Source organism: Bacillus toyonensis BCT-7112, from assembly GCF_000496285.1.
In the GTDB taxonomy this organism is placed as follows: Bacteria; Bacillota; Bacilli; order Bacillales; family Bacillaceae_G; genus Bacillus_A; species Bacillus_A toyonensis.
On sequence record NC_022781.1, the window covers coordinates 2,170,364 to 2,192,975 of the forward strand.

At 34.8% G+C, this 22,612-nt stretch carries 23 protein-coding genes and 2 other annotated features; of the genes, 13 read left to right on the forward strand and 10 right to left on the reverse strand.

The window, feature by feature from the left end; all coding sequences use genetic code 11:
- Window positions 1-93: 93 nt before the first annotated feature.
- The gene (locus BTOYO_RS11345) at window positions 94-1,404 is read right to left on the reverse strand and encodes an APC family permease (RefSeq protein ID WP_000546326.1); all 1,311 of its coding nucleotides are present in this window, start codon (window positions 1,402-1,404) and stop codon (window positions 94-96) included.
- 65 nt (window positions 1,405-1,469) lie between these two features.
- Window positions 1,470-1,706, reverse strand: a binding site (T-box leader).
- A gap of 165 nt (window positions 1,707-1,871) precedes the next feature.
- Between BTOYO_RS11345 and BTOYO_RS11350 the strand changes: the two genes are divergently transcribed.
- Window positions 1,872-2,099: a hypothetical protein gene (locus tag BTOYO_RS11350; protein ID WP_000562240.1), complete on the forward strand. Its 228-nt coding sequence runs from the start codon at window positions 1,872-1,874 to the stop codon at window positions 2,097-2,099.
- A 78-nt stretch (window positions 2,100-2,177) separates the two neighbouring features.
- Here BTOYO_RS11350 and BTOYO_RS11355 read toward each other — a convergent pair whose 3' ends face one another.
- From BTOYO_RS11355 to BTOYO_RS11365, 3 genes are all read right to left on the reverse strand, one after another.
- Window positions 2,178-2,993: a hypothetical protein gene (locus tag BTOYO_RS11355; RefSeq protein ID WP_000730868.1), complete on the reverse strand. Its 816-nt coding sequence runs from the start codon at window positions 2,991-2,993 to the stop codon at window positions 2,178-2,180.
- 129 nt (window positions 2,994-3,122) lie between these two features.
- Window positions 3,123-3,905 (reverse strand): membrane protein insertase YidC, encoded by a 783-nt coding sequence (gene yidC, locus BTOYO_RS11360; RefSeq protein WP_000920530.1) that lies wholly within the window; start codon window positions 3,903-3,905, stop codon window positions 3,123-3,125.
- A 28-nt stretch (window positions 3,906-3,933) separates the two neighbouring features.
- Window positions 3,934-4,218 carry a hypothetical protein gene (locus BTOYO_RS11365; protein ID WP_000394927.1) on the reverse strand — a complete coding sequence of 95 codons (285 nt, stop codon included), beginning with the start codon at window positions 4,216-4,218 and terminating at the stop codon, window positions 3,934-3,936.
- A 277-nt stretch (window positions 4,219-4,495) separates the two neighbouring features.
- Here BTOYO_RS11365 and BTOYO_RS11370 point away from each other — a divergent pair, with 277 nt between their 5' ends.
- Both BTOYO_RS11370 and BTOYO_RS11375 read left to right on the forward strand, forming a co-directional pair.
- Entirely contained in the window at window positions 4,496-5,389 is an 894-nt protein-coding gene (locus tag BTOYO_RS11370; protein WP_000530042.1) for a YitT family protein, read from the forward strand.
- A 339-nt stretch (window positions 5,390-5,728) separates the two neighbouring features.
- Window positions 5,729-6,115, forward strand: a complete 387-nt coding sequence (locus BTOYO_RS11375; RefSeq protein ID WP_001077779.1) for a DUF3938 domain-containing protein — start codon at window positions 5,729-5,731, stop codon at window positions 6,113-6,115.
- A gap of 257 nt (window positions 6,116-6,372) precedes the next feature.
- On the opposite strand, the gene BTOYO_RS26295 is transcribed toward BTOYO_RS11375, so the two are convergent.
- From BTOYO_RS26295 to BTOYO_RS11390, 4 genes are all read right to left on the reverse strand, one after another.
- Window positions 6,373-6,513, reverse strand: coding sequence for a DUF3985 family protein (locus BTOYO_RS26295; RefSeq protein ID WP_000404759.1), 141 nt, complete (start codon window positions 6,511-6,513; stop codon window positions 6,373-6,375).
- Window positions 6,514-6,609: 96 nt separating this feature from the next.
- A complete protein-coding gene (locus tag BTOYO_RS11380) occupies window positions 6,610-7,662 on the reverse strand; it encodes a site-2 protease family protein (RefSeq protein WP_002093078.1) in 1,053 nt (350 codons plus the stop codon).
- Between the two features lie 42 nt (window positions 7,663-7,704).
- Window positions 7,705-8,412 carry a DUF3169 family protein gene (locus tag BTOYO_RS11385; RefSeq protein ID WP_000837707.1) on the reverse strand — a complete coding sequence of 236 codons (708 nt, stop codon included), beginning with the start codon at window positions 8,410-8,412 and terminating at the stop codon, window positions 7,705-7,707.
- Entirely contained in the window at window positions 8,402-8,623 is a 222-nt protein-coding gene (locus BTOYO_RS11390; protein ID WP_000776158.1) for a helix-turn-helix transcriptional regulator, read from the reverse strand. Before BTOYO_RS11390 ends, BTOYO_RS11385 begins: the two co-directional genes overlap by 11 nt.
- A 164-nt stretch (window positions 8,624-8,787) precedes the next feature.
- Here BTOYO_RS11390 and BTOYO_RS11395 point away from each other — a divergent pair, with 164 nt between their 5' ends.
- Window positions 8,788-9,579 carry a hypothetical protein gene (locus BTOYO_RS11395; protein ID WP_001044578.1) on the forward strand — a complete coding sequence of 264 codons (792 nt, stop codon included), beginning with the start codon at window positions 8,788-8,790 and terminating at the stop codon, window positions 9,577-9,579.
- 154 nt (window positions 9,580-9,733) lie between these two features.
- On the opposite strand, the gene BTOYO_RS11400 is transcribed toward BTOYO_RS11395, so the two are convergent.
- Window positions 9,734-10,348 carry a DedA family protein gene (locus tag BTOYO_RS11400; RefSeq protein ID WP_000455364.1) on the reverse strand — a complete coding sequence of 205 codons (615 nt, stop codon included), beginning with the start codon at window positions 10,346-10,348 and terminating at the stop codon, window positions 9,734-9,736.
- Between the two features lie 414 nt (window positions 10,349-10,762).
- Here BTOYO_RS11400 and BTOYO_RS11405 point away from each other — a divergent pair, with 414 nt between their 5' ends.
- The 5 genes from BTOYO_RS11405 (at window position 10,763) to BTOYO_RS11425 (ending at window position 15,184) form a co-directional block, all read left to right on the forward strand.
- Window positions 10,763-11,206, forward strand: a complete 444-nt coding sequence (locus BTOYO_RS11405; RefSeq protein WP_000388765.1) for a DUF3978 family protein — start codon at window positions 10,763-10,765, stop codon at window positions 11,204-11,206.
- Window positions 11,207-11,236: 30 nt separating this feature from the next.
- Window positions 11,237-11,698 (forward strand): L,D-transpeptidase, encoded by a 462-nt coding sequence (locus BTOYO_RS11410; protein ID WP_000735064.1) that lies wholly within the window; start codon window positions 11,237-11,239, stop codon window positions 11,696-11,698.
- Between the two features lie 364 nt (window positions 11,699-12,062).
- Complete coding sequence (locus BTOYO_RS11415) at window positions 12,063-12,728, forward strand: response regulator transcription factor (protein WP_000148831.1); 666 nt, start codon at window positions 12,063-12,065, stop codon at window positions 12,726-12,728.
- Window positions 12,706-14,145: a sensor histidine kinase gene (locus tag BTOYO_RS11420; RefSeq protein ID WP_000201947.1), complete on the forward strand. Its 1,440-nt coding sequence runs from the start codon at window positions 12,706-12,708 to the stop codon at window positions 14,143-14,145. Before BTOYO_RS11415 ends, BTOYO_RS11420 begins: the two co-directional genes overlap by 23 nt.
- A gap of 136 nt (window positions 14,146-14,281) precedes the next feature.
- The gene (locus BTOYO_RS11425; RefSeq protein ID WP_000410521.1) at window positions 14,282-15,184 is read left to right on the forward strand and encodes an EamA family transporter; all 903 of its coding nucleotides are present in this window, start codon (window positions 14,282-14,284) and stop codon (window positions 15,182-15,184) included.
- Window positions 15,185-15,226: 42 nt separating this feature from the next.
- Here BTOYO_RS11425 and metG read toward each other — a convergent pair whose 3' ends face one another.
- Window positions 15,227-16,861, reverse strand: coding sequence for a methionine--tRNA ligase (gene metG, locus BTOYO_RS11430; RefSeq protein ID WP_000021594.1), 1,635 nt, complete (start codon window positions 16,859-16,861; stop codon window positions 15,227-15,229).
- 51 nt (window positions 16,862-16,912) lie between these two features.
- Window positions 16,913-17,183 (reverse strand) — a binding site (T-box leader).
- A 112-nt stretch (window positions 17,184-17,295) separates the two neighbouring features.
- On the opposite strand from metG, the gene BTOYO_RS11435 reads away from it, so the two are divergent.
- The 4 genes from BTOYO_RS11435 to BTOYO_RS11450 all read left to right on the forward strand — a co-directional run bounded on the left by BTOYO_RS11435 (window position 17,296) and on the right by BTOYO_RS11450 (window position 22,571).
- On the forward strand, window positions 17,296-18,114 hold the full coding sequence (locus tag BTOYO_RS11435; RefSeq protein WP_001072219.1) for a class I SAM-dependent methyltransferase: 819 nt from the start codon (window positions 17,296-17,298) through the stop codon (window positions 18,112-18,114).
- 411 nt (window positions 18,115-18,525) lie between these two features.
- Entirely contained in the window at window positions 18,526-20,220 is a 1,695-nt protein-coding gene (locus BTOYO_RS11440; RefSeq protein ID WP_023441095.1) for a methyl-accepting chemotaxis protein, read from the forward strand.
- Between the two features lie 225 nt (window positions 20,221-20,445).
- On the forward strand, window positions 20,446-22,137 hold the full coding sequence (locus BTOYO_RS11445; RefSeq protein ID WP_001009247.1) for a methyl-accepting chemotaxis protein: 1,692 nt from the start codon (window positions 20,446-20,448) through the stop codon (window positions 22,135-22,137).
- Window positions 22,138-22,253: 116 nt separating this feature from the next.
- Window positions 22,254-22,571, forward strand: coding sequence for a metal-sulfur cluster assembly factor (locus BTOYO_RS11450; protein WP_000082520.1), 318 nt, complete (start codon window positions 22,254-22,256; stop codon window positions 22,569-22,571).
- Window positions 22,572-22,612 lie beyond the last annotated feature (41 nt).

A 22,612-nucleotide genomic window follows, 5' to 3' on the forward strand; every position in this document is an offset into this window, starting at 1 on the left:
TTACTACTATTATAGTAACCAAAATAGAAACTGTAAGCAAGTACAATTTTTTTACAATAAAAAAGGTAGGCGCATTATACACCTACCCCTCCATCATTCAGTTTCTTTCTTCTTATTTAAATACCAATACACCGGAAGTCCCGTAAAGACAATTCCAATTGATAAGAAACAACTTACCGGATCATTGATAATTGCACTACCAATTACAAAGAACGAACCTAAAATCGCTACGATTGGTACGATTGGGAATAAAGGTACACTATATGCACGCTCTTTATTCTTATTACGTTTTCTTAAAATGAAGACACCAATAAACGTCATTACATAGAAAATATAAATAATGAATACGGAAATCTCAGATAGCTTATTTGGATCACTAATAATCATTAAAATAATTCCTAAAATGATTTCAACAGTAATCGCATTTGCTGGTGTTTTAAATCTTGGACTTTCCTTTGCAATAAACTTAGCAAATGGAAGTTGTCCACGTTCTGCCATCGACATCGGGATACGCGGGAACGTTAAAATCTTTCCATTTAAACAACCGAAAATAGAAACGATAATACCGATACTAATAATTTTTCCGCCATATTCTCCAAGTAGCATGCCTGCAGCTGTCGCTGTTGCATTTTCTCCAAGGTCTACAATTTGTGTTGCTGGTAATACATTCAGTAACGCTAAGTTAATTAATACGTAAGCAGCAGTTACAATTAAAATACCAACTGTCATTGCCTTCGGTAATAACTTTGTTGGATTCTTCATTTCTCCGCCTATGGAAGCGAGTAAAATCCAACCGTCATAAGCAAATAAAGTTGCTAAAATTGCCATACCTATACTTTGATTTTCTGATATCGGCACTACTACGTTAAAAATATCACTATTTCCTTTCCAAAAGCCTAATACAACAATTAAAATGATCGGAATCATCTTCCCTATTGTCGTAACCGTTTGGACGATACCTCCATATTTTGTCCCCATACTATTTACAACGCCTAGGAACACAACGGTACCAATTGCGATTGGTAAATTCCATACTTTATCTAAATAGAAAAAATTGATCATTAAAGAACTAAAATACAACCCTAACGTTCCAATAATAGCTGGGCCATACACAATCGTTTGCATCCAGCCTGATAAATACCCCCAAAAACTTCCGTAAATCTCCTCTAAATACGTATACAACCCACCATTTTTCGGGATTTGCGCTCCAATTTCAGCTACTGTTAAACCACTTGCTAGTGTCAACAGACCACCAATTACCCAAGCAAGAATAGCCATATTAGAACTCCCTGAGTAATCTAATACGCTCCCTGGTTTCATAAACACACCAGATCCAATGATAGTCCCTACTACGATAGAAAGCGCTACTGTTAAACCAATTTTGTTTTTCTCATCATGATGCATGCTGCGTATCCTCCTTCCAATCCTAGTGTGATGCAAAAATGAAATAAAAAAACACTCCTCCCTAAAAAAGGGACGAGTGTTATAATCGTGGTTCCACCCTTGTTTCAATTCGCAAAGTGACATACTTCACCAATTTCTCAAGTCTAAATAACGGTTTTTGCCGGCAAGCAATTACTAGGTATCCGTTCACTGCTGCAGTTCAGAGGTGGTAATCTATTTTCCCGTACTAGGAAGCTCACAGCCAAAGGCTTCCCTCTCTGAGAATCGTAAAAAATTGATCATGTCCTCATCATCACTTCTTGATGTCGAATTTTGTAGTTATTGTTCATTATATTGAATTGTTAGAAAAAATCAATATATTTTTTATATAACATAAGAAATATTTCTCTTCTTATATTATAACAGAAGGTACGACACTTCTCCATTTCCCTAAAAATGGTACAATCCATTTAGGAGGTGCACCAATAATGATTGCTGTCTTTTGTATCATCGCTACGTTTCTCTCTGTTCTATTCGCTATCATGCATCGGCAAAAGTATCCTGGTTATAGCATTTTAGCGGTAGCTATTATGCCAGCTGTTTCCTTCTACGTATTGGGTAAATATCAATATACGGAAGTGTTTATCGGTTTTGCAATCTTCTACTGCATCTTTGGATACATACTAACAATGAAAAGAATTTTATTGAATCATTAAAAGAGACCGATTTCTATAAGTAGAAATCGGTCCTCGCATGTACCTTCCGGTTGCCCACACGAAAGATACATAGCTCAATTATTTATCTTCTTTTTTCATAAAAAATTTATGATGTGGAAGATTCACATTTAATTCCTCTAATTGTTTCTTTTCATTTTCTAGAACTGCTTTTGCTTTTGCCTTTGTTGCTTCATCTAATCCCGCGAAGATGTCTTCATGCTTCTCTTTCTCTGGAAGTTTCACGCCTAACTTTGTTAATTCTTCTTTTGCTTGTTCACGTGTTAATTTTCCGGATTTCTCTTGCTCTAAAATCGATTTCGCTTTTGCTTTCGCCTGATCATCTAATCCTGCAAACATATCCTTATGTTTACCCTTCTCTGGCAATTTCACGCCTAGCTTTGTTAATTCTTCTTTTGCTTGTTCACGTGTTAATTTTCCGGATTTCTCTTGCTCTAAAATTGACTTCGCTTTTGCTTTCGCCTGATCATCTAATTCTGCAAACATATCCTTGTGTTTACCCTTCTCCGGCAATTTCACACCTAGCTTTGTTAATTCTTCTTGCGCTTGTTCATGTGTTAACTTCCCAGATTTCTCTTTCTCTAAAATTGATTTCGCTTTTGCTTTCGCCTGATAATCTAATCCTGCAAACATATCTTTTCGTTTCTCTTTCTCAGGTAGCTTTACACCTAGCTCCTCTAATTGTTTCTTTGTATCGTCCATAATTGTTTTCACTTTTTGTTTTGTAGCGTCATCTAAATCTTTCTTCACCGTTTTTGTAGGTTGATCCGCTGCTGGAGTATTCGTTGCCGCAAATGCTGGTACACCCACTCCTCCTATAATTCCAAATGATAAAGCACCTGCAATTGCTAAATACCCAACTGTTTTCTTCTTCATAGGAAATTTCCTCCTTCATATTTCTAAAGCATGTACACTTTCGTATACAATGCCTATAGTAATATTGGTTTCTTAAAATACCCTTAACGACTTAACAAAAAAACACCGCTCATCACGAGCGGCGTTGTTCTAAGCTTTTTGTAATTGTAATTCTTCACGTTCCATTATTTTTCTTAATACAATTGTTTGTGTCATTGTAAATAGGTTACCTGTAATCCAATACAGTACAAGACCTGATGGCGCCGCAAATCCCATAAATAGAATCATTGCTGGCATCATAATTTGCTGCATTTTTAGCATTTGTACTTGTTCTCCAGGTGTGATATTAGATTGGAAAACTTTCATCTGAATAAATGTCGTTAACGCTGCAATAATCGGTAATATATGATATGGATCTGCATGTCCTAAGTTCACCCATAAAAATGAAGATGTGCGAATCTCTTCTGTTCGGCTAATCGCATAATACAAAGCAGAGAAAATCGGCATTTGTATAAAAATTGGCCAACAACCAGCAAGTGGATTCCAACCGCCTGATTTCATTAGTTCTGACATTTCTTTTTGATACTGCTTTTGTTTTTCAAGATCTTTGCTTACATCACCGTATTTTTTCTTTAACTTCTGCAATTCAGGTTGCATTTTTTTCATTTTCGCTTGGCTACGGTATTGTGAAACAGCTAATGGAATCATTGCTGAACGAATAACGAGCGTCATGATAATGATCGCAATCCCGAAGCTAGCTCCAGGTATATGATGAGCAACAAATTGAATCATAAACGAGATTGGATATACAAAGTAATGATCCCAAATCCCAGTACTATGTGCATCAATTGGGGCCGCATTACTGCAACCAGATAAAACAAAAACAAGTAATAATGATAAACTAACGAGCACAGCTCGATATGATTTTAACATGTTCATTCCTCCAATGTTTCGTAATTATTTAGCGAAACATTGGTGTATACGGACCGATCTCGTCATTCTCTTCACTTGATTCTTGTCTGCGAACAGAACGAATCATTCCATATTTATAAAAAATAGAAAATAGCGTTACATTTCCTGCACTATCTTCACATGTATCAACTAACGCAAAAGCTCTTTGTTTACCGCTCGATGCTTGCTGACGCACAAAGCGAGAAACATTGGCAAGGAAGAAAACTTCTAATAAACAAAGCGCCGTTGTTACAAACGATATATATAGAATTGCATCCTGCAATAAAAATTCCATCGCTTCACATCCTTAATAAGCTCATTTTAGCACATCGGACAAATATTCTCTATTTCCTTTTATTTTCAAAAAAAGTATTTTGCATATTTTCTCAAGAAAACAATAATTAAGAAACATTGTATTCGCTTTCTTTAGTATATTCACGCACATCAATGAATAGGCTTGATTTATTAGAAATTTATAAAATTTTTGCATTATAATAAAACTATTGCCAGTTTTTGAAAAAACCTTTATTCTCTTCTTGTAATCAAAAATGAATATGGAGATGAAACATACTATGGGTCAACTAGGAGACGCCGATTACGTTCCCGACACCGCCTTTTTATCTTTCCCAGCAGCTAAAACATTTCACTTAGAATTTATGATACAGTTGGTTGTTATTTTCATAGCTTCTATTTTGTATGCAATTTCTATGAACATGTTTTTTATCCCGCATAATATGATTAGCGGTGGATTTGCTGGTGTAGGGATGATTATCGGTTATTTAATGCATTACAATATCGGTGCACTTATCTTTTTACTAAACATTCCTCTTCTTATTTTAAGTCACTTTTACTTAGGCAAGAAGACAACCTTTTTAACAGCGTATTTTGTAGCTGTATCATCTTTAGCGATGAACATTATCCCAGTACATCAAGTTTCAGACGATATTTTACTTTCTTCTGTATTCGGTGGTGTAATTTGCGGAGCAGCTTCAGGAATCATATTCCGATTTGCTTCTTCAACAGGTGGTTTTGATGTCGTTGGATTGATTGTAGCAAAACATCGAGATATTTCGATTGGAGCAATCATCTTTGGATTCAACTTGATCTTACTTGTTGTAGCAGGATTTATTTTCGGATGGGATATTACGCTTTATACGTTAATTAGCCGGTTTGTAGTCAGCAAAGTAATTGATGCCGTGCATACAAAACATATTAAATTAACGATAATGACAGTTACAGAAAAAGGTGAGGAAATAAAAAGCGCACTATTACATCACGGCATACGCGGGGTGACAATGGTAGATGCTGTCGGCGGCTATACAAACCATAAGAAAAAAATGATTTACACTGTCGTGACTCGATATGAGTTAGGCGAAATGAAACGTATTATCCGTCAAGTGGATAACAAAGCATTCATGAACATTACTGAAACAGTTGAAATTGTCGGCCGTTTCAAACGCATATAAAAAAGCGCAAGGAACTAACATTCCTTGCGCTTTTTATTTTTTACACTTATTACAAAATCAGATAATTCTATTATTGTGTCCCTAAATGTGTTATAATGAAAACAGACTCACAAAAAAAGAGTATATAGACTTGGAAGTTTCTCATATTTTACAAACAAAAAGAAACGAGAAGTCGGGTATATTTCAGTCACCATACACGTAACGGTTTAAAAACCGATCATCTTAGTTATTCTTCACTAATCTTTTTATAAAAAGATACGTACAACTAAAATTCACTTCAATATACTATACCTACCTTTTTGACTTCCAAATCATCTTATTACATAAGGAGATGAACATATGAATCAATATATACGATATACAATAGCTGTCCTGTTTGCCATTATCGGCGGTGTGATTTGCTTCTGGACAAACACTCAGCTTGGAGAGAATATCATTTTTAATGGAATCGAAACACTTGTAAGCGCTTCAATTTTAGGCGGATACATTTATTTCCTCTTCAATCCAGAAGAAAATGCTCAAAAAACAATGTTATTAACAATGATCGGAATCGTTGGTGGATGTATTTCCTACTCAATGACAAACTATACATTACCACTTCAATTAAGCTCTGCTTTCTTCCACGGTCTATGGACTTGGTTTATCGCATTCTGCCTAGCAGATGTATTCAATCTTTTACAAGACACTGAAGAAGAAAATGGTCGTCAAATTGAAAGTAACTCGTAAGCTGGAAGAATATCTTCCGGCTTTTTTGTTTGCTATTCTTTCCTGTTCATACTCCATCACCAAAATAAAAAGAAGTTACCTCCACGGCAACTTCTTTTCCATATACCCCACTTAGTATTCACTTAAATATATCAACGATTTTTCAAATATATCGATCGTTTCTCCACTTATATCAACGATTTTTTCATTATATCGACGATTCGACACAAGATATCGATTTAACGACAATCTTCGACACTCGAAACACACAACATACCCTATCCCCCAAGCAACTTACTGCCGAACTCTACGATTAAAAAGATAATTAATAGGATCGCGAGTATCTTTAATGCTACATATGCTACTTTAAAAACAACATAAATGAGCAAGACTATCAAAACAATTGATAAAATTTCCATATTTACTTCCTCCAAGCTTTGCTCTTCTTATCTTATTTTACTCGTCCTAGGCTGTTTATGGAACGTTATAAGATGACATATAAAAAAGAGGATACCTCACCCATCGTAAGATACCCTCGCCTGTAGCTGCTCAAACCATTCTCTCTCTACTTGTAAATATCCCATTCCACTCTTCTCAGCACTCTCCAATTCTTTATCAGCTTTCTTCATATAAGTGCGGGAAGCTTCCATATCGTCCTCTAAATATTTAATAATTCCTTGTGTACGGTAATATCCGTTTAAATCCATTTTGGTAATGGCCTTTGCATGTTCCTTTGCTTCTTGCAGAGAAAGGCTATTTATCTGATAAAGAGCTTTATATAAAAGATACCAACTATGAAAACTACTAACGAAAAATTTATTTTCCTTCGTTACAGATAGTTGAACAATTTGTTCTATATACGGTATTGCTCTTTCCATTCCCCTTTGATCAGCTCGGGCATAAAAGACGAGCATAAGTCCGCTCATTATCTCTCTTATACTTTTATCCTCTTTTAATTTTTCCTCACTAAGTTCTACTAATCTCTCATCCCAATCTTTCGGTCTTTTATAACTAAATAACTCACTCGATATTTGAATCGTATATAAATGCTGCTTAGCTTTTTCATCATCTTTAATTAAAATGAGAAATTGCATACCATCACTCAGAAGCGTTCCTTTTATCGGCACGATTGTAACTGCAAAAATCACAAAGTGGAAAACGGAAAAATATAAAAGATATTGATAATAACTCACCATATATATGTAACCTGAAGTAATACCGAATAGTAAACTCATAATTGGCCCACCTAAAGTCATCCATGCCCATTTCTTTGAAAGGTTCGGTGTCTCTATAGAAGACGGCGCTAACATCACCACGCCACCAAAGTACGCCCATAATTTATTTTCTCGAATGCGTAATTTGCCTTTTTCCTTTTGAACAGTGATAGGTCCTACTGTCATAAATTTAAAATTCAAACCACCTATCAAGCCAAATAGTACGTGCCCTAGCTCATGAATGGCTAACACTAATAATACAATTCCAAATACTGCCCATATATTCAACATTACTTCTAATTTTCCAGTTCGGATTACTCCGTATAAAATGGACAAAACTAGCGCCGCCGTCATTGAACTAGCTGGCCTTCTTAAAATATCCACTCTTTTCTCTCCTTAATAAATCATTTTCCTCTGCATTTCGTACATGAATTTTCCGAGATGCAATATCCAAATAAATGAGATTAAGCCAATTAATACAAAATCGATATTACTAGCCGCTGTATATATAACGGCAGCCCACCATACATATGCTAATATTGTATTCGTAAATTCATACGCTTTATATCCAGCCTCATGCACAATGTGTTTTAATCCTTCATCTGCGTTTTTCGTCCACATTTTCATAGATTCCATATATGTTACACCTTGTTCAGGATATAGCTTATTATAACGATTTTTTGTTATGAGCCCGATAATCACTACAGTAGTTAAACAGACAATAGAAGCTACTAAATTCCACACCGCAAATGAAACATTTGTATCCTGCACCAGTGCACGTCTACATGTAATAACTGCATATACAAACCATGCCTGCGTAACTATATCACCTACACGTAAATATATACTTATAATGCCTAATTTTCTGCCTTGTACGCTCTCTTCTTCATCGCGTGCTTCCGCTAACATACGTGTATTCTTCCAAGTGTAGTACATCATTAAAATTCCAAAAATAGTACATACACCTATAAATAGATTAGATGATAATTTTCTCGGTTCATCCGAGAGTAAATCTAAAGCTATATAAGATGTTAAAAAACCACCCATCATACTTAATGCTATTTTCCCCACAAAATCAAATTGTTTTTTTCGTTTACTCTTCATCGTCCTCTTCCCCCTCCACTAACGTGAATATTTCCTCCACCGGTACATTGAAAATTTTTGCGATTTTTAACGACAATACAATAGATGGTGCATAATCCCCACGCTCAATTAAACTAATCGTTTGCCGTGATGAGCCAATCGCTTTCCCTAAATCCCCTTGTGATAAACGATGCTTTGCTCGCAATTCCCTCACTCGATTTTGAAGCTTCATATCTTCCCTCTTTTTCATTTATTTAATTAAAATTGTAAATAATATCCTTATTTTTGTCAATTATAATTGTCATTACGACTATAATAATTGACAAAAATAAGGATGTATTATGATGAAAATAACCTATATAATGAATGTGAAATATTAAACAAAGGAAGTGACATATGAATAAAACATCTACTTTTTCCTATATTCTTACTAAGCTTACAGCGACTTTCCTATTATTATTATTTATTAGCACGCTTCTCTTAACAACTAGTCAACAAACATTATATAGTTTCTTAGCTGGATTACGAGAACTGCTATATGTTCCCTTCGTTCCTATTCTTGCTGCATATGCATTTTTTTGTTCTATTTGCATCGATAAATTGAAATTAAAAACACATACAAGACTGAAGACATTATTACTTTATATTTTTTGCGGCTATTTATTTTTTCTTCCCTTCCTAACATTTAAAGAAGCTAGTCTAATACAGTTCTTGTTCCTCGGATCAATTGGTGCATTATGTTCTCTTTCTTTCTATTTATGTACAGTTATAGCAACAAAATTTAAGTGGCTACAATATTTCGTACCAAGCATTGTGTTTATTATATTTATCACAATTAACTTAGTAGATTTAGAAAGGTTTGGAACATCAAAAGAACAATGGGTCGAAACAAAAACAGATAACTCTTTCGAAGCATCTTTTCAACATTTTAGTGGTAAACATAAAGTCCCAATTGAACTAAAACGAGGGGACATATTAGAATTCACCATTGAATCACGAGCTGAAAATTCGAATGGCTACATGGGGGACATAAAAATGGCTAGTGAATTTCAAGAGGAAGAAAATTATTTAGCTCCAGCTGGACCTAATACATACCAGTTCGCGGCAATTAAGACAGGAACTTATTACATTATAGTTAGCGGAAATCAGCTAAAAGGAAAGTTAAAAATAGATTGGAACATAAAATGAAACTTTAATCAGTGGGGGTTTTGTTCATCCCCCACTGATTATCAACCCTCACCAATCGGACTTTTACGGGCAGCCCGACAAATAGCGGGATAAAATAAAAAAGGCAGTGCTTTTGCACCTCCTTCCTAAATTTTGACATAGAATGGATTCCATATTAACTTGCGTTTTGTAACAATACTCGTTTTAACTGTTTACGGAAACGAATGCCTAGCGTAATTGCTACGATTACGATAACTCCAAAAATGATTTTACCAATATGACCTTCTAACACCCCAAAAATATCATGTAAGTTTCCACCTAACCAATAACCACCGATTAAGAAGAATGACACCCAAAACAGAGCACCTGAATAAATTGTAATCGCAAAACGACGGAATGGTAGATTAATAATTCCTGCAAAGTATCCTGTAAAATGGCGTACACCAGGAATAAAGAAACCGATAAAGATCAGGAAGTACCCATACTTATCAAACCACATTCTTGTTAAGTCGATTTTTCTTTGTGTTAAAAATACGTATTTCCCATATTTTTGAACGAAAGGCATACCTAATTTATTTCCTAAAAAGTATTGAATCGTCATTCCTACACTTGTCCCAATAAAGGATAAGATAATTAAAATTGGTAAACTTAAATCACCCTTCTGTGCTAAAAATCCCGCATATGCTAATGTTGGCTCTCCCGGAAACGGAAGCGCAATATATTCTAACAGCAACCCGACAAGTACAACATAATACCCGTATTGCTGAAATAATTCATGAACCCATTCCATGTCATCTCTCCTTTCAGTCACGTACAACTTCTTACTATTATTGTATAAAAAAAATGTCGAAATAACTATCACAATAGCTTACATTTTTATTACATTTTTGTAAGGCTCACACTAAATTTTTTTGTTCTCTATTTACTTATATCTATTAGCATTTAAAAACAAGCTAACAACTATATATCACGCGAATGAAATCCATTAATATACATTTTTTATCCAATTTTTAACACTAAAAAACTATCTTATTTTGTTCTCTATAAAAAACCACCACAAACTCATACGAACTTCATATTAGCTTCATATACGTATTGTAAGATTATATCGGAATTTGTTGAAAAATTTAGCTAATATATGACTAAACATTAAATTGAATAAATATAAGTCGCTTTTCGAAATTGAAAAAAGGGTGAATAAGAAATGGAAGCTTATAAAATGCACGATTTTATTAATACGAATGTTGAATCTCATCAAAATGAAACCGTTTTTAATTTACAAATATGTGAAACAAATGAATTTGACGTAAGTTTAACAAAATCTACTACGCTGTCTTTTATCGTTTCAAAAAAGAACATTAAGATTGTCACTAGAAAATGGGTGAATTCAAATCCAGAAAGCATGATTGGCAAAAGCTACATCATTCCAACGAAAGCTTTTCACTATTTCTTACCAATTATTTCTGAAACTGAAGATGAACTAAATATTCAAGTTCAAAGTTTTGGACTACATGGTGAGCTTTTATTAAACGAAAGATTACTTATTGATAAAAACAACAAATGCAATCCAAAGATTACTACCTTCTTTGAAACATTAGATGAAAATGTTAATCAAGCATTACGAGGATTACAAATTCATTGTATGTAAGACTACTACAAGAAGTAAAAGGAGAATATAATGAAAAAATTATTATTAAGTGCGCTATTATCATTAGGATTTTTAACTCTTCCATTCACTACTGCAGAAGCAGCTACAACGAAAGATCAGCTTATCGTAAACACACAACTAAATAAAATGGATTATTATCAAAATGGAAAATTCATAAAAAGTTTCACTGTCGCTACTGGAAAAGCAGCAACACCTACACCTAAGGGTACTTTTCAAATTGTAAATAAAATTAAAAACCGTCCTTACTATACAGGAAAAATTAAAGGCGGCGATCCACGTAATCCACTTGGGGACCGCTGGCTCGGATTAAATATGGCAGGTACTTACGGAACAACGTATGCGATTCATGGAACTAACAATAATCAAGCAATCGGGAAAGCAACAACACTTGGTTGTATTCGTATGTTTAACAATGATATTCACTGGTTATTTGAGCGCATTCAGCAGCAAGCTACTGTCACTGTAAATTAACCTAAGAACAAGATTTACGTGTAGCCAAGAATTTTATGTCTTGGCTTATTTTATTTATTCATTTACAGTAGCAAAACAACTGTATTTACATATATAATAAAAATAGATTGCGTTCAACATCATCGTAACATTGATAAACATGGATATTAAAATTATACAGTTATAATATTTTATAAATTTTACAATACATACTATAATAGAACTACTGTAATTCTGAAATATTCAGTGACACTAAACAATCCCCCTTGCTACTTTCATTACTATTTTATAGCGGGGGCTTATTATATGTATAAACAATCTGAGTCATCCGAAAAATGATGAATTCGAATATTGCAGTAAAAAGCGTTATTTAGGAGGTGTTACTATGACGCATATACTGGTGATTGAAGACAACCCAGATATACAAGAACTTATTCGTGAATTTCTAATGGCACAAAACTTTACTGTTGATGTAGTTGGTGCTGGTACAGAAGGCATTCTTCTTTTCCAAAAAAATTCATACGACCTTGTCCTCCTCGATGTAATGTTACCAGATATAGATGGCTATAGTATTTGTAAAATTATGCGAGGACAATCTGATGTACCAATCATTATGCTAACAGGCTTACATAATGAAGAAAGTGAAATTAAAGGATTTGAGTTAGGTATTGATGACTATATTACAAAACCGTTCCATTACACCGTATTTATAAAACGTGTAGAAGCTGTATTGAGAAGGGCAGCAACGAAGGAAGCAGAAGCTGCAACTATACTACAATTCCATGAATTGATGTTAAATTCTACAGCATATGCCGCTTATGTTCATGGTAATCAAATTGAATTGACTACAAAAGAATTTGAAATTATATATACTTTACTGCAAAATCGGGGAAAAGTACTATCAAGAAGTGATTTGTTGAATAAGGTATGGGGCTATGAACATTTTGGTGATGTGAGAGTTATAGATACACATATTAAAAACTTACGAAAAAAATTAGAAATTCCTTATATTAAAACGGTGAAAGGCATTGGCTACAAAATCGAATCGTAGCAAAGACAACATCACCAAAAATATATTCATCAAAACCTTATTATTTTGTATTTTGTTATCACTTTGTCTTTATCAAATTATTTATTTTCTAGCCTCAAATTACGATAAAGATCGTTTGAGAGCGTCTGGAACACAAACTGCGGAACAAGCGGAATCAGACAAACAAAACGACCAAAGTAAAACAAAGCAAAATAAAGCTGTGTCAGAGAGTAGCATCTCTAATTTTCAATCTTCTCAAATAGACATGAATACACTCTCTACAGCCATCAATCATCTTTTGCAGCCTAGCCAAACTGCAAAAGCAAAAGAACATGCACAAAATATTCCGGGGAAAAGTAACACAACGTCTTCACTTACAGAAGCGGAAAAGCAAGTTACTAACAATGATGCCTTACATACACAAAATGCAGCAAGTAAAACAAATGATACACATGATAATCCATCGTTAACAGATGTGTTGCAGCAATTAGCTCCACATATTGGGGCGACAATGCTTGCATTATCTCTGCTTGGATCTTTAATCTACGCAAAAATAATCGCCAAACCTTTCCAATATATGAGCGATGCTTTAAAAGATATTATGAATCTTGATTTCTCAGATAAAAAGCTACTTAACAAAAATACAGATCAAACAGATTTTAATTTGCAAGTAGCTGCCTCACAAGTACCTACTATTGTGAAAAATTTACATGAAAGCAATCAAGATTTAAGAAATGAAATCAAGAAGGAACAACAATTAGAACAATCTCGTAAAGAATTTATGTCTATGATATCCCATGAATTAAAAACACCAATCGCAGCCGTTATGGGACAACTCGATGGCATGATTCACGGAATTGGCGCTTATAAAGATAGAGATAAATATTTAAAACGTTCATATGAGATGATGCAAGATATTAACATATTAACGGAAAAGGTGTCAGAATTATCCAAAATACAAAACCCTCAATTTAAACCCAATTTAAAAGTTATCTCATTGACTAATATTATTGAGGACGTTATAAAGAAAGTAGATTATTTTGTATCTGTAAAACAATTAAATGTTCAATCTAACATTAAACAAGATGTACAAATTTTAGCTGATCCTAAATTTATGCAAACTGCTATTTTTAACATTATTTCAAACGCAATTCATTATACAATTGACCATCAGCATGTATATATAAAGCTTTATGAAAAGCCAAACGGTTACGCATTAGAAGTATTAAATACAGGTTCTCAAATTGATGAAGATAAACTTGCCCATTTATTTGAGCCATTCTATCGCGCAAATCCTGACAAACATGGCTTAGTACAAGGTAGTGGTCTTGGGTTATATATTGTAAAACAAATATTAGATAAACATCAGTTTCCTTATGGAATACAAAACACACCTCAAGGTGTAAAATGCTCCATTGTATTCCCAAAGGCAATGTAAAACCTATTGTAATTTCATACCCCAAATTCATACTTTGTATGAATGGCGGAATTTTGTAGAGTATGTTACTCTGTTTCGTTCGCCCGTTGTCCTTATTTGGATAGCGGGCGTTTTTTATTTTAAAAGGAGGATTTTTATGGAGAAGTTTAAGTATTCACTACTCGTTTTACTCGGTGCTTGTAGCTACGGCGTGCTTTCAACTATTTTCAAACTCGGATTTATTAACGGATTTTCAGCACATCAACTATTAGGGGGACAATATGTCTTCGGATGGATTGGACTACTTCTGCTCGTTCTTTTCTTTTCACGCCATAAAGTAACAAAAAAGCAATTCTTGTCATTATTAACAGTCGGCACAACAATGAGTATGACTGGTATTTTCTATGCTATTTCTGTAGAAGAACTGCCAGCATCTATCGCTGTCGTTCTACTCTTCCAGTTCACATGGATCGGAGTAGTCATCGAAGCTATTGCAAATCGAACGTTTCCAAGTCGTGAAAAAGTTATATCTATCATCATTTTATTCACTGGTACATTGTTTGCTGGCGGTGTCTTTGAAGGTCTAGGAGAAAGTTTTTCTACGAAAGGTATTATCTTTGGATTATTAGCTGCTGTCTCTTTTTCATTCTATGTTTTTGCAAGTGGACGCGTTGCTACAGATGTTCCGCCTTATACGAAAAGCTTTCTCATGACAACAAGTGCTACCCTTATCGTCTGCCTATTCTTCCCGCCAACCTTTTTAACAGATGGTGCCCTGCAAGCCGGTCTATGGAAATATGCTTTCTTCCTCGGATTGTTCGGCGTTGTCGTACCTGTCATTTGTTTTTCAATTGGTGTACCGAAAGTCGGAATAGGACTTGGTACAATATTAGGAGCAGCTGAATTACCAACGGCCATTATCGCTTCTATTACACTTGTACATGAAGTTGTAACGCTTATGCAGTGGATTGGAATTATATTTATATTGTTTGGTATTTTCACTCCTCAGCTCCTTACGTATAGAAAAGAAAACAAACATAATCGTGTGCATAGTGCATAAGAAAAGACCTTTCATTTACTTGAAAGGTCTTTTCTCTCTCGTTCACTTTACCGCTCCATACAGTTTCTCTATCTCATGCTCAATTTGTTTTACATCGATTCGTTCAAATAATGGCTGCACGCTATCAATTCTATTGGGCAACGTATTTTGCGGTTCCCAATTTCGTTTAACAATCGACAATGTGTTTCGAACTCTTTCACTTGAAAATGGTAAAAATGGTTCAAGGAGATTTGCAAAATTAGCGATAAGATAAACACAATTATAAATCGTTTCTTCACATGAAACTGGATCATCTTCTCTTTGTTTCCAAGGCTGCTTTTCGTCAAAGTATTTATTTGCAAAACGTACTGCATCAAATAATGTTTCTAGAGCCACTTTAAATTTAGTTTGCTCAATTGATTCTCCTACATTTATATATAATCCTTCTATCTTCTCTTTCAGCTCTACATGAATAGTTCCCTTCGGTACAACGCCATCATAGTACTTTTCAATAAACTTTAATGTCCGGTTCACAAAGTTCCCATATGCACCTAACAATTCACTATTATGACTGTAAATAAACTCACGCCACGAAAAATCAGTATCACGATTTTCTGGTGCATTTACTGTTAAAAAGTAACGAATCGAATCTGGATCATAGCTTTCTAATATATCAGGTACCCATACTGCCCAGTTTTTACTTGTCGATAATTTTCTTTTTTCTACCGTTAAATACTCATTTGAAACGATATGACGAGGAATTGCTTCTTCTCCTATTCCAAGTAATACCGCTGGCCAGATGATAGAGTGAAATGGAATATTATCCTTTCCGTGTACATAATACGTTTTCGTTTCTTTATCCCAAAACTCTTGGTCATCTTTCCCTGTTTTTTCAGCCCAATGTTTACTTGCAGAATAATATCCTGTCACTGCTTCAATCCATACGTAAATTTTTTTATCTTCATACCCTTCTACTGGAATTGGTACCCCGATTGGTAAATCACGTGATACAGCCCTATCTAGTAATCCTTCCTTAACATATCTCTCTGTTAGTTGAATCGCATTGTCACGCCATGCCCCTGTTTGCTTTGCGATTTCTACATCCCTTTTAACTTGCTCCTGAAATGTATGCAATGCGAAATAGAAATGCTCTGTTTCCTGTACAGATGGCGTACTACCACATAACTTACATTTCTTTTCTAACAAATCGAGTGGATCTAAAATGGCCGAACAAGCATCACATTGATCTCCTCTTGCTGCTTCATGGCAATGAGGACAAACTCCTTCTACGTAACGATCTGGTAAAAACTGTGTACACGTTTCGCAATATGCTTGTTCCACTGTTTTTTTATAAATATAACCTTCCTCTAATAAACGTAAAAAAACTTTTTGAACTGTTTCATGATGATGCTCGCTATCTGTACGTGTATAGCAATCATAAGTAAAACCAAGACTATGAAAACATCGCTCAAACTCTTCGTGATACTTATCAGCAATTTCTACCACCGTCACACCTTCTTGTTTTGCTCTAATTGTAATGGGTGTTCCATTACAATCACTTCCTGAAACATACAACACATTCTCACCTTTTGCCCTGTAATAACGTGCTAAAATATCTCCCGGTAACAAACTAGCAATATGCCCAAGATGTAACGAACCATTTGCATACGGCCAAGCGCCTCCAATAAAAATACTCATCTTACATTCCTCCTTTTAAATATAAAAAAGCCCCACCCTTATCTTAAAAAAGATAAGGGCGGGGCTGTATAAACAGTCGCGGTACCACCTTATTTCGCCAATTACTCACATAATTAGCCTTAACAAGTACGGAGCTATGTGCTCTTATACTGTGGTTTTGATAACGAGTACCAACTCTCGTCGCCGCCTACTATTATCATTTGATAAGTTCAGGACGAAGCTCAAAGGCCATTGTTCAAATGAGTATTCTTGCTTCTTCTCACCTACCGAAGCTCTCTGGAAAGAATGGTTTCATCCTACTTTTCCTTTTCAACGCTTTTACGTATAACACGTATTTTACGACTTAATTACAGAAAAATCAAACTCTATTTCAAAAAACAGGAAATCCCATCTTCCTGCCGAATAACTATACGTTCACAAAAGGAGTGATAATATTGAATCAAAAACAACTAAGCGCACGTAATGAAAAAAGCTGGAATGCAGCTGCTTATGAAGCTTGGACGAATCGCCACGGGGCGCCAGTTGATTATGCGAAAAAGATTATGGAAGAGCCCACACGCGAAGTAGCACATTATTTACCTTACATACAATCGCCAAAAGGAAAACGTATTATTAATTTACTCGGGTCAAAAGGAAATAAAGCCGTCGCTCTTTCCCTATTAGGATCTGACGTAACAGTTGTTGATATTTCAGCGAGTAATGCCAAATATGCAAATGAACTTGCAGAAGCCGCTGGTGTCTCTATCCAATACATCGTCTCTGATGTACTGGATGTAAATCTTTCCGAATCATTTGATGTCGTCTTGCTGGAACTTGGTGTACTTCATTACTTTTTAGATTTAAAACCACTCTTTCAAAAGATTGCTAACTTACTTAAACAAGATGGAATGCTTATTCTTCGTGATTATCATCCTGTTTACACTAAATTATTAGGTGTAGATCATCCATCATTTCGGGCCAATGGAAATTATTTCGATAAAGAATTGATTGAAGATGATGTTGCTTATAGCATTCTTCTTACAGAATCGCAGAAAGAGGCTTTACCGAAAACAAACATACGCCGCTGGACATTAGGAGAAATTGTTACAACACTTGCGGAAGAACGTTTTAAAATTGAAAAGCTAGTTGAAGAACACGGATCTCATCAAAGGTGGGTTTTCCCTTCTACTTCACCTGAAGGAATTGAAGAACGTATACCAGGTCTATATACATTAATTGCGACAACATGCAAAAAAGGATCCCTTCACGGATAGGATCCTTTTTGCATGCTTACGCATATAAGTTGAGGTTGGAGATTACCATAATTCTGTAGAATAGGACACAAGATATTTCAACATTTTGTCTCTGACTTACGTCGTCAAAAAGGGGTATGACCAACATAACGAAGAGTAATGTTTCAGTTGATACTGATAATCGTTATCAACTAATTAAAAGTATACATGATGTTATTTCAAATTACAATACCTTTTCTAATTTTTATTTATGAATTTTTTGATATACAAATGTATACATTTTAAGAACATTTACTCACATTAATCTGCCATATTCCATTATCTGCTATAATTTTCATGAAACAGATTAATAACTTCTTAATCATGTTTTTATTAATTTCGTTCTAAATATTTATAAATTATAATAAACAGTTTTAAAAGGTAGGGGTAACGATGAAATATGTTAGCATTCGAAAAAAACTACTGTTCACACTCTTAAGCATTTCTTCCTTATTTAGCATTGCTCTTATTGTTATTCTTTCATTTGCGATGCATCAAGCAAGTGAAATCGAAACGTTAAAGAATGATGTATCGAAAAGAGCAACGATTTTAAAAGAACGTGGCGATTGGTTCCAAGCACAGGTCGCTGGTTTACAAGAATATTTACTATCACATGACCAAAAAGGATTGAATAAATTCAACCGGGAAGGAAAAAAACTAGCTGATACTAGGGAGAAAGTAACAAGTGATAAAAAACTCCCAGAAGGAATGAAAGAGGCCATTTTAATGGGAGCAAAATGGCGCAGCGTCGTAGATAATGAAGTCCTCCCTCTTGCGCGTGAAGGAAAATGGGATGAAGCATCCAAAATTGCTCTTGCTCAAACAGATTATGTAAATGACCTTTTAAGTCGTTTTACTAAATATACAAATGAAGAAAATGACAAACGGGATGTATTAATTGCTGACGTAGAGTCTTCTTCATCCCTTATTCAATATATTATTTTCTTCTCACTCATTACATGTACATTAACATCTATTCTATTGGCATGGTGGTTCTCTGGTAAACTCGTTAAACCGATTCGACAAATTGATGCGAAGTTAAAAGAAATAGCTTCGCAAGATGGCGATTTAACCGCTAGATTACACGTAACGAGTAAAGATGAAATTGGTGACATTGCAAATTCCTTTAATCAAATGCTTGCTAACTTACAGCGTATAATAAAGCAAGTTCAACAAACATCAACAAGTGTAAAAGAAGCTTCTGAAAATGTATTTATCGAAACAACTGCTTCTATGGAAAATACCACAAAATCGAAAGAGACTATGAATGCTCTTGTGCACAATATTCGTTCCCAAGTTTCTAGCATCGAAGAAAGTTCAACCGCAATGGATGATATCGCAACGGGTGTTCAGCGTATTGCAGAAACTGCATCTTCTGTCGCTAGCCTAGCTGTTACAACTTCTGAAAAAGCAGATGATGGAAATAAAGTCATTGAGAAGTCTATTACACAAATGCATACAATTAACGAAGCTGTTAACGCTACATCACAAGTGGTAGAGCGACTTATTACACATACGAATCATATTGATACTGCACTTCAATCTATTTCTAATATTGCCGAGCAGACGAATTTACTCGCTTTAAATGCTTCTATTGAAGCGGCCCGTGCTGGTGAACATGGAAAAGGATTCGCTGTTGTTGCCGATGAAGTACGAAAACTTGCTGAACAATCTCAGCTAGCAGCAACTGATATTAACCATTTACTTCATCAAATTCAAGCGGACACAAAAATAGCAAATGACATGATGACACAAGGTCAGTCAGAAGCTTCTGAAGGAATTACAGTCATTCGTACCGCTGGATCTTCATTCTCAGAAATTGTTAATCACATTAACAATGTATCTACACAAATACAAGAAATGTCTGCAACTACTGAAGAAATGGCCGCAAGTTCTGAAGAAATGAATGCAGCTTTAAATAATATCGCTTCTATTTCAAATGAAGTTGCTGCCGAAACATCACAAACAGCAACTTCAGCTGGTGACCAAGTAAACAAAATGAGTATCGTTGCTAAAAAATCATCAGAAATGAAAACAATTGTACAAGAACTTGAAGTGCTCGTTTCTCATTTCAAAACAAATGGTTAAAATGAAAATTCCATTCATACTTCTACGAACTCTAAATTGTTAGAAAGAGCGATTTAGAGTCTCTCTTTTTTCACGCTAAAATATCTCTTTCTATCTCCCATTCTGTCTGCTATAATTCCTAAAGGAAAGAGGAAAGCTTTATTCCTACTGGAATAAAGCTTTCTTTCAATTTTTTACATTAATTAATTCTAATACTAAGATTTTAAAAAGGAGGCTTTTTATCATATGAATTTTATAGGTATCAGAAAAAAACTAATGTTCATGATGGGAACGATTTGTGCTTTATTCGGCATTGCCTTAGCTTTTATTTTATTCTTTACCATGGATCAGTCTCATAAAGCTGAAACATTACAAAAAGAAATTTCTCCTCTTGCAACAGAATTGAAAGAGCGCGGAGACGCTTATCAAGTACAACTTTCTGCTTTAAGAGGTTATTTGCTACAACATGATCAAGTCGAATTAGACAAGTTTAATGAGATGAGTAAACGTCTTGAAGATACAAAAGGGCAACTTCTTTCTAACCCTAACACTTCTCAGTCCGTGAAAAGCACAATGGAATTAGGATCCACTTGGAGAAAGTTCATTGAAGAGAAAGTATTCACTCTTGCAAAAGAACAAAAATGGGAAGAAGCTTTACAAGTAGCTTCTACAGAAAATGGTACTGTTTATAAAGTAATTGGTGATTTCACAAATTACAGTAATGAACAAGCTAAATTACGCGAACAATCTATTGAAAAAATCGATCAATCTTCACTACGAATTGAATATGTTGTCTTCTTATCACTTGTTATTTGTATTGTAACTGCAATTATTCTTGCATGGTGGTTCTCTGGTAAGCTTGTAAAACCAATTCAACAAATTGATATTAAGCTAAAAGAATTAGCCTCTCAAGAAGGCGACTTAACAGCCCGTCTACAAGTAAATAGCAATGATGAAATCGGTGCAATTGCATCATCGTTTAATAAAATGTTAGAAAACCTGCAACATATCATTAATCGTGTTCAAAAAACATCTGTAGAAGTACAAACAGCTTCTGAAAATATGCTAGAAAAGACTAATACATCACGCGAGGCAACAATACGAGTTCAAAGCTCGATGTCCAACTTAAATTCAAGTATTCAATCGCAAACTTCTAGTATGGAAGAAAGCTCAACTGCGATGGATGATATGGCAATAAGCGTTCAACGCATCGCTGAATCTGCTTCATCTGTAGCCGAACTTGCTGTAGCTACATCTGAACATGCTAACGATGGAAGTACTGTTATCCAAAAATCTGTTTCACAAATGACAACGATACATGAAGCTGTAAATGCTACATCAGAAGTAGTCGAACGTCTAATCACCCATACGAAATATATTGATACGGCTGTACAATCTATTTCTAATATCGCTGAGCAAACAAACTTACTTGCTTTAAACGCTTCTATTGAAGCAGCTCGTGCTGGTGAGCAAGGAAAAGGATTTGCTGTCGTAGCTGATGAAGTTCGTAAACTTGCGGAACAATCTAAAACTGCTGCAACAGATATTAACCAATTACTAAATCAAATTCAAAATGATACAGAAACAGCTAGTTCTATGATGTCTAAAGGTCGTTCTGAAGCATTTGAAGGCATTACTGTCGTTCGTGAGGCTGGTACTTCTTTCACAACAATTGTTGAACAAGTAAATAAAGTATCAACTCAAATGCAAGACATATCAGCAACTGCTGAAGAAATGGCTGCAAGCGCTGAAGAAATGAACGCTTCACTTAATAACATCGCTTCTATTTCAAATGAAGTATCTAGTGAAACAGCCGCAACGGCACAATCTGCTGAGCAGAAAGTTATTGTTATGAATGAAATGACAGTAACTGCAAGACAAATGAAACAAACGGTTGAAGAATTAGATCAACTCGTATCTCATTTTAAAACTGAATAGCTCAAAAAAATATTCCTCTTTCAAGAGGAATATTTTTTTGAGCTCATTCCCTGCACATTATACATATATCCGTTATAATGAGAATCGATATCATTAATCTGTAGGGGGTGCTACACATGTCACAACAAGCATTTGAAGAAAAATTATATGCAAACTTAGAAGCTGTTATTGATCCTGAACTAGGTGTTGATATTATCAATCTTGGATTAGTTTATGACGTTACAGCGGATGAAAATAATAATGCTATCATTACAATGACGATGACTTCTATCGGCTGCCCAATGGCTGGTCAAATCGTATCAGACGTTAAAAAAGTACTATCAACGAACGTACCTGAAGTAAACGAAATAGAAGTAAATGTCGTTTGGAATCCACCATGGTCGAAAGAACGTATGTCACGTATGGCGAAAATCGCATTAGGTATTCGTGACTAAATAAAGTGAAACTTTAATCAACCTACACCAATCCAGTGCTT